Genomic DNA, 8420 nt, shown 5'->3' with positions numbered 1-8420 from the left:
CCGCTGTCCGCCGCCGTTATCTGCCACAGCGCTAGCGACCAGGCTGGCGGCCTGAACGATCGGACCGGCTCGCCGACTGCGCATGCCGGCGCCTGCGCCCTCTGCTGTCTTGCGCAGGCAAGTGCATCGCTCGATTCGCCGCCGCAGACGGTGCTTGCCATTCCCCTCCGCCACGCCGAACGCGTGGTATGGCGCTTGCCCGATGTATCGGCGGTTTTCGCTCACAAGGGCTCAAGTGCCCAGGCGCGCGCGCCTCCTCGATTTTCCTGACCTGACGATAAACCTGCGCCTGGCGCGGCTATGCCGGTCGCCACTGCGCACGTTCCAGCAGACCGGCTGCGTGCCGGATCAGGAAATATGCTATGCCTTATTTTCGCTCTTTGCCGAATGCGCACGCGCGCGCAATTCTGCTTGCATCCGTATCGATCTTGGCCTCGCCACGCACTGCGGTCGCCCAGGTCAGCCGCCCGGAACTTCCCGCGGTTGTGGTTGAAGCTCCGAAGGAAAAGCGCGCATCAACGGTTCGTCCGCAAAGGAATGCTGTGAGATCAGCGCGGGCTGTGCGAGCGGCCAAGCCCCCGCAGCAAATCGCGAGCACACAGGGCGTCAGTGTCCCCGGTGCCCTGACGGTGCTGACCGCGCAACAGGCGCTTGCGGAAATCAACCAGACGCCGGGCGGCGTGGCGGTCGTTTCGGCCGAAGCCTACAGGAATTCGACCCCCTCCAACACGATCAAGGACGTCCTGGACTACGTGCCGGGTGTGTTTGCTCAGCCCAAATGGGGCGACGACACGCGCCTTTCGATCCGCGGGTCCGGTCTGTCGCGAAATTTCCATCTGCGCGGCGTGCAACTCTATATGGACGGCATTCCGATCAACACTGCGGACGGCTATGGCGATTTCCAGGAGATAGATCCGACTGCCTACAAGTATGTCGAGGTCTACAAGGGTGGGAACGCACTCCAGTTCGGCGCAAATTCGCTCGGCGGCGCCATCAATTTCGTGACACCAACCGGCCGCGACTCGTTTCCAAATGGTGTGTCGTTCGATGCCGGAGGTTTTGGCTTCAAACGGCTTCAGGCGAACGCTGGAGGAGTCAACGGGCCGTGGGACGGCTTCATTACCGCCTCCACGCAGGCGATTGATGGATTTCGCGATCATAGTTTCGGATCGAGCAACCGATTGAGCGGCAACGTCGGCTATCAGTTTTCTCCCGACGTTGAGACACGGTTTTACCTCAACGCCAACGAGGTGCGGCAACGAATCCCGGGCACCGTGACCAAGACGTCTGCCCTGAGCAATCCGGAGGCTGCCGCGCCGGCAAACGTTGCCATGGATCAGCAGCGCAATATCGACACCGTCCGGCTGGCGAACAAGACGACGGTCCGTTTCGATGACACCAAGGTCGAATTTGGCGCGTTCGGAGTCGACCGGCACCTGATGCATCCGATTTTCCAGTGGCTGGACTATCGCTACAAGGATTATGGAGGGTTCGCGAAGGTCACGGATGACCGGACCATTGGGGGCTTCCGCAACAGATTGGTTGCGGGTGTCTATGTCTTGAACGGCAGCACCGACAACCAGCAATTCGCCAATATTGCCGGGCAGAAGGGGGCACTGCTCTCGTCCTCGATCGATCGCTCCGAGAACACGTCCGCCTATATCGAGGACAGCTTCTACTTCCTCCCGAATGTCGCGGCCATAGGCGGCACACAGTTCTTGTACGCAACCCGCAATCGGCAGGATCGTTTCCTCAGCGATGGAGATCAATCGGGGGCAACGCGCTTTAATCTGTGGTCGCCGAAGGGCGGGCTGCTGTGGCAAATTGATCCAACCTGGCAGGCCTTCGCCAATGTCTCTCGCAGTGCGGAGGTGCCGAGCTTCGGGGAGAGTTCGATTGGGCCCGGCATCCCGACCATTCCGTTCACCAAGATCCGCCCGCAAACCGCGACCACTTACGAAATCGGAACGCGCATGAGGCGGCCGGATTACACGTGGGAGCTCACCGCATATCGCGCCAATATTCGCGACGAGCTCCAGTGCCTCTACAGCGCATTCGGCAATTGTAACGTGACCAATGCGGACCGGACCACTCACCAAGGAATCGAGGCGGGCGCGGGTGCCGCCATTTTGCGCGACATCTTCGTCGCCGGGGCTGCGCCGGACAAGATCTGGCTCAACGTCGCCTATACGCTCAATGACTTCCGCTTCGACCACGATCCGGTGTTCGGGAGCAACCAGCTGCCGGGAGCGCCACGTCACTATCTGCGTGCCGAGCTCCTCTACAAGCATCCGACAGGTCTCTATGTCGGTCCTAATGTCGAATGGGTGCCCCAAGCCTATTTCGTCGACAGCATGAACACGCTCACGACGGAGCGCTACGCGCTGTTGGGATTAAAGGCCGGGTTCGACAATGGCGGCCCGTTATCCGCCTACATCGAGGGGCGCAATCTCACCAACAAGACCTACATTGCCAGTGCGAGCATCATTGATCGAGCGACGGCGACGTCCCCCCTGTTCGAGCCGGGCACTGGAAGGGCAGTGTACGTCGGAATGAGGTATCGATGGTGAGGCGCGAACATCCCTTGCCCTTATGCTCGCCCTGCGGCAGCCCATCAGGACAACCCGATTGATCATGAATGAGGAAATCACCATGAAGAAAGTGAAACAGGCTCTTCTCGCAATTTCTCTACTGCTGACTGGCTGCGCCGTTGCGTCGGCCGAGGACGTCAAGGCCGGCGATCTCGTCATTTCGCAGGCATGGAGCCGGGCGACGCCGGGCGGCGCCAAGGTCGCGGGCGGCTACCTCACCATCGAGAACAAGGGGACGGCCGCGGACAGACTGGTCAGCGTTTCCGCGGATATCGCAGGGAAGGCCGAGGTCCATGAGATGGCGATGGACAATGGCGTGATGAAGATGCGTCCGCTCGACAAGGGGCTGGTGATCGATCCAGGCAAGACCGTGAAGCTGGCGCCCGGCGGCAATCATTTGATGCTGCAGGAGCTGAAGGGGCCGTTCAAGCAGGGCGACAAGGTTCCGGTGACGCTTCAATTCGAGAAGGCCGGCAAGGTCGCCGTGTCTCTCGATGTGCAAGCCGTCGGCGCGCAGGCGCCGGGCGATGGTGGCCAGATGATGCAGAAGATGCATGATCATTCGGGAATGAAAATGTGATGAAACGGATCAAGTCCCTCATGACCTCAAATCGAACCATCGCGGGCCTCGCGTTCGCAATGACTGCGCTGCTGTCGGTTACCGCGACACCGCTTGCCGCGGCGACCGACGACGACAGCTTCTTCACGCATCTGCACACCGAGAAGGCGATGGCCAATGTCACGGTTTCCCCGGGGCGCGCGGGCCCAGTTGAGATCGCGATCCAGTTGGAGACAACGGACGAGACGCCGCTCTCCGCCAAGGCCGTTTCGGTGACCCTGGTGGATACGCAGACCGGCCGGAAACTTGCGCCGGTCGAGGCCTCGCGTGACGGCAAGGATGGCTGGCGCGTGAAGGTGGCGCAGTTGACGCCCGGACGCTGGATGCTCGGCCTCGGGATTTCGATCTCCAAGTCCGATCACGTCAGCGTGGAATCGCCGATTCTGATCAAATGACCGCGCTCGAGAGGCCGAACATGTCGAAGCAATCCCTCTTGTTCCTTGTTGCCGTGCTCGCAGCTTCGCCTGCGGCCGCGCATGTTTTTCTGGAGGGCAAGCAAGCCTCCGTCGGGGCGTCCTACAAGGCCGTGTTCGCCGTCCCGCACGGCTGCGCGGGCTCGCCGACGGTGAAGATCCGCGTGCAGGTCCCGGAAGGGGTGATCGCGGTGAAGCCGATGCCGAAGGCGGGCTGGACCATCGACGTCGTCGAAGGCAAATATGCCGCCGAGTATGACTATCACGGCAACAAGCTGTCTTCAGGCGTCAAGGAGGTCGCATGGTCCGGTGGCAAGCTGTCGGACAAGAACTATGACGAGTTCATCATGCACACGGTGCTGACCGACACCCTCAAGCCGAACACGACCCTGTACTTCCCCGTCGTCCAGGAATGCGAGACCGGTGTCAGCCGCTGGATCGAAATCCCGGCGGAGGGGGCTGGGCATTCGCATGAGAGCAAGTCGCCGGCGCCGGGGGTGAAGCTGCTGCCCAAACCTTGATGCGCCTCTTCGCTGCGCTCGCGACGCTGTTGCTCGTTGTCGGCTTTGCGACCGGCGCGTCGGCGCATGCCGCTCTCGTCGCGGTCGAGCCGGCGGGTGGCAGCATCCTGAAGACCGCGCCGAAGGCAGTGGAGCTGCGCTTCAACGAGGCGGTGACGCCGGGCGCAATCCAGCTGATCGACGGTGCGAGCACGGTGCGGGACGATGTCCGCATCGACGCATCGGGCGAGACCATTTCGGTCGTGATGCCGCCGGACCTGCCGCAAGGCACGGCTGTGGTCAGCTATCGCGTGATCTCGCAAGACGGTCATCCTGTCGCGGGATCGGTGGTCTTCTCGGTCGGCACTCCGACGGCGACGAAGCCGCCCGCCAATGTGGACGTCGGATTGAGCGCGCTGATCTGGCTGGCGCGGATCGGTCTCTATCTCGGCCTGTTCGTTGGCGTCGGCGGCGTGTTCTTCGCGCGCTGGGTCGCGTGGTCGATGGCGGGCTTGACCGTGCCGCGCGTCGCGCTCGCGATCGGCATTCCGAGCGCGGTTGCATCCGTCGGCGCGCTGGGCCTCGACCTCCTTGGACTGCCGCGGGCCTCGCTCGTGACGGCTGCTCCGTGGAAGGTCGCATTCGCGACCAGCGCCGGTCCCGCGCTGCTCGTTGCGGTCGCATCGATGCTCCTCGCGATGATGGCGCTGCGCAGCGCGTGGTATGCGCGCATCTTTGCGATGATCGCATTCATCGGCGTTGGCCTGTCGCTCGCCATGACCGGGCACGCAGCAACGGCGCCGCCCGAGGCGCTGACGCGGCCGGCGATCTTCCTCCATGGCCTCGGCGTCGCTTTCTGGATCGGAGCCCTTGCGCCACTCGCCGCGCTGGTGTCGAAGCCGGGGACTGCGGCACTGCCGGTCGTGAACCGCTTTTCGCGTATTGCCGTGCTGGCTGTCGGCCTGCTGGCGTTGACCGGTCTTGGCCTCGCCATCGTTCAGCTCGAAAGGCCGTCGGCCCTGATCGAGACCCGTTACGGGGCCATCCTGTCGATCAAGCTTGGTCTGGCCGTGCTGCTGCTGGCTCTTGCCGCGCTCAATCGGTTCCGACTGACGTCGGCCCTGGCGCGGGACGAGAAGGCCGCGCCCGCGCTCAGGCGCTCGATCCTGCTCGAAAGCGCCATCGCGCTCGGCATCTTCGCGCTCGTTGCCGGCTGGCGTTTCACGCCGCCGCCGCGGACCATCGTTCCCGAGACGCCGCTGGCGATCCACATTCACAGCGATAGGGCGATGTTCCAGGTGCTGGTCGCGCCGGGGAAGGCTGGCATCGACGATTTCGTGCTCCAGCTCATGACCGGCGAGGGGACGCCGCTCGCGGCGAAGGAGGTGACGTTGACTCTGAGCCTGCCGGAGCGCGGCATCGAGCCATTCGAGCGGGGTGCCTCGCTTGGGCCGGACCGCTATTGGCATGTGCGCAAGATCGAGCTGCCCTTCGCCGGCCGCTGGCATATGCGGATCGACGCGCTGGTGACCGATTTCGAGAAGATTACGCTCGAGGACGAGTTCGAGGTGGCGGCGCCGTAAGGGTGTGCCGTTGCGGCTCAACTGGAATCTGAAGGCAACGGAAAAATGACAGGAATTCCGCCGCCTTAGCGGCTTTTCCTCATTCCCGGTCTTGTATTTTCGCTCCCAATCCGGTTTCACTGCAACCCCTCACTGATTCCCAGAGTATTGCCATGCGGTTGTCGCGGTTCTTTCTGCCCATCCTGAAGGAAAATCCGAAAGAGGCGGAGATCGTCTCGCATCGGCTGATGCTGCGCGCCGGCATGATCCGGCAGGAGGCGGCCGGCATCTACGCCTGGCTGCCGCTCGGCTTCCGGGTGCTGAAGAAGATCGAGCAGATCGTGCGCGAGGAGCAGGACCGCTCCGGCGCGATCGAGGTGTTGATGCCGACGCTCCAGCTCGCCGACCTCTGGCGCGAGAGCGGCCGCTACGACGCCTATGGCCCGGAGATGCTGCGCATCGCCGACCGTCACAAGCGCGAACTGCTGTATGGGCCGACCAACGAGGAAATGATCACCGAGATCTTCCGCGCCTACGTGAAGTCCTACAAGAACCTGCCGCTGAACCTCTATCATATCCAGTGGAAATTCCGCGACGAGCAGCGTCCGCGTTTCGGCGTGATGCGCGGCCGCGAGTTCCTGATGAAGGACGCTTATTCGTTCGACCTCAACGAGGCGGCGGCGCGCGTTGCCTACAACAAGATGTTCGTCGCCTATCTGCGCACCTTCGCGCGGATGGGGCTGAAGGCGATCCCGATGCGCGCCGAGACCGGCCCGATCGGCGGCGATCTCAGCCACGAATTCATCGTGCTCGCCGAAACCGGCGAATCCGGCGTGTTCATCAATCGCGACGTGCTGGACCTGCCGGTGCCCGGCGAGGACGTCGACTACGAGAGCGACCTGACGCCGATCATCAAGCAATGGACCTCGGTCTATGCCGCGACGGAAGACGTCCACGATGCCGCGCGGTTCGAGCAGGAAGTGCCCGAGGACAAGCGGGTGAACACCCGCGGCATCGAGGTCGGCCAGATCTTCTATTTCGGTACCAAATATTCCGAGCCCATGAAGGCGCTGGTGGCGGGCCCTGATGGCGTCGACGTGCCGATCCATGGCGGCTCCTACGGCGTCGGCGTGTCGCGCCTGTTGGGTGCCATCATCGAGGCCTGCCATGACGATGCCGGGATCAAATGGCCGGAGGCCGTCGCCCCGTTCCGCGCCGTGGTGCTCAACCTCAAGCAGGGCGATGCCGCGGTCGATGCGGCCTGCGAGAAGCTCTATGCCGAGCTCCAGGCCAGGGGCGTCGACGTGCTCTACGACGACACCGACCAGCGCGCTGGCGCCAAATTCGCCGCCGCCGATCTGATCGGCATCCCCTGGCAGATCATGATCGGGCCGAAGGGGCTCGCCGACGGCAAGGTCGAGATCAAGCGGCGCAGTGACGGCTCCCGCGAGACCATGTCGCCTGCGGACGCGGTCGCAAGACTTGTGGGCTGATCAGGCTGTTCGGCTGAATATTGTTCATCGCCCGATATCGCGGCCGCCAATCCGGCCACAATTGACCCCGAATCATGGGATTATCGAGCGATGGACGAGACCATGACTGAAACCGTGCAAACCGCGCCTTTTGCGCCATTCGAGTGGATGCTGTCGGCGCGCTACCTGCGGGCGCGCCGCAAGGAGGGATTCATCTCGGTCATCGCCGGCTTCTCGTTCCTTGGCATCATGCTGGGCGTGGCGACGCTGATCATTGTCATGGCCGTCATGAACGGCTTCCGCAAGGAGCTGCTCGACAAGATCCTGGGCCTGAACGGCCACATCCTGGTGCAGCCGCTGGAATCGCCGCTGACCGACTGGAAGGACGTCGCCGACCGCCTCAGCCAGGTCAAAGGTATCCGGCTCGCCGCGCCCGTGGTGGACGGCCAGGCGCTGGCGTCCTCGCCGTGGAACGCCTCGGGCGTGCTGGTGCGGGGCATCCGCTCTGATGATCTCAACAACCTCACCTCGATCGCCAAGAACATCAAGCAGGGCTCGCTCGAGGGCTTTGACGAGGGGCAGGGCGTCGCGATCGGAAGGCGTCTCGCCGACCAGCTGTCGCTGCACGCCGGAGACAGCATCACGCTGGTGGCGCCGAAGGGCGCGGTCACGCCCATGGGCACCACGCCGCGCATCAAACCGTACAAGATCGTCGCCGTGTTCGAGATCGGCATGTCCGAATACGATCTCGGCTTCGTGTTCATGCCGCTCGCCGAGGCGCAGGCCTATTTCAACCGCAGCAACGACGTCACCTCGATCGAGGTCTTTACCACCAATCCCGATCAGATCGTCGCCTTTCGCCAGGCCGTGACGGAAGCCGCGGGCCGGCCGGTGTTCCTGGTCGACTGGCGGCAGCGCAACTCGACGTTCTTCAACGCGCTTCAGGTCGAGCGCAACGTGATGTTCCTGATCCTGACCATGATCGTGCTGGTCGCAGCCCTGAACATCGTCTCCGGCCTGATCATGCTGGTGAAGGACAAGGGCAGCGACATCGCGATCCTGCGCACCATGGGCGCCTCGCAGGGCTCGATCATGCGGATCTTCCTGATCACGGGCGCTTCGATCGGCGTGGTCGGCACGCTGGTCGGATTCGTCGTCGGCCTCGTGATCTGCCTCAACATCGAGTCCATCAGGCAATTCCTGTCCTGGCTGACCAGCACGGAGCTGTTCTCGCCGGAACTCTATTTCCTGTCGAAGCTGCCC

General features: G+C 63.3%; 8 protein-coding genes. All 8 read left to right on the top strand.

Going from position 1 to position 8420, the window contains the following annotated elements; translation table 11 throughout:
- On the top strand, positions 1–270 hold a 270-nt coding region (locus A5906_RS43530), incomplete at its 5' end, for a DUF2946 family protein (protein WP_245326790.1).
- Positions 271–362: 92 nt separating this feature from the next.
- A complete protein-coding gene (locus tag A5906_RS18940; protein ID WP_080136903.1) occupies positions 363–2570 on the top strand; it encodes a TonB-dependent receptor family protein in 2208 nt (735 codons plus the stop codon).
- Positions 2571–2652: 82 nt separating this feature from the next.
- Positions 2653–3171 carry a copper chaperone PCu(A)C gene (locus A5906_RS18935; protein ID WP_080137289.1) on the top strand — a complete coding sequence of 173 codons (519 nt, stop codon included), beginning with the start codon at positions 2653–2655 and terminating at the stop codon, positions 3169–3171.
- Positions 3172–3191: 20 nt separating this feature from the next.
- Positions 3192–3605, top strand: coding sequence for a hypothetical protein (locus A5906_RS18930; RefSeq protein WP_245326789.1), 414 nt, complete (start codon positions 3192–3194; stop codon positions 3603–3605).
- A 20-nt stretch (positions 3606–3625) separates the two neighbouring features.
- Positions 3626–4144: a YcnI family protein gene (locus tag A5906_RS18925; RefSeq protein ID WP_080137288.1), complete on the top strand. Its 519-nt coding sequence runs from the start codon at positions 3626–3628 to the stop codon at positions 4142–4144.
- Positions 4144–5706 carry a copper resistance CopC/CopD family protein gene (locus A5906_RS18920; protein ID WP_080136901.1) on the top strand — a complete coding sequence of 521 codons (1563 nt, stop codon included), beginning with the start codon at positions 4144–4146 and terminating at the stop codon, positions 5704–5706. The genes A5906_RS18925 and A5906_RS18920 overlap by 1 nt, the downstream gene beginning before the upstream one ends.
- Before the next feature lie 152 nt (positions 5707–5858).
- A complete protein-coding gene (gene proS, locus A5906_RS18915; protein WP_080136900.1) occupies positions 5859–7178 on the top strand; it encodes a proline--tRNA ligase in 1320 nt (439 codons plus the stop codon).
- 90 nt (positions 7179–7268) lie between these two features.
- A partial coding sequence (locus A5906_RS18910) for a lipoprotein-releasing ABC transporter permease subunit (protein WP_245326788.1) occupies positions 7269–8420 on the top strand: 1152 nt, incomplete at its 3' end.

Source organism: Bradyrhizobium sacchari (genome assembly GCF_002068095.1).
Taxonomy (GTDB): Bacteria; Pseudomonadota; Alphaproteobacteria; order Rhizobiales; family Xanthobacteraceae; genus Bradyrhizobium; species Bradyrhizobium sacchari.
This window is presented reverse-complemented; position numbering and strand designations above follow the sequence as displayed.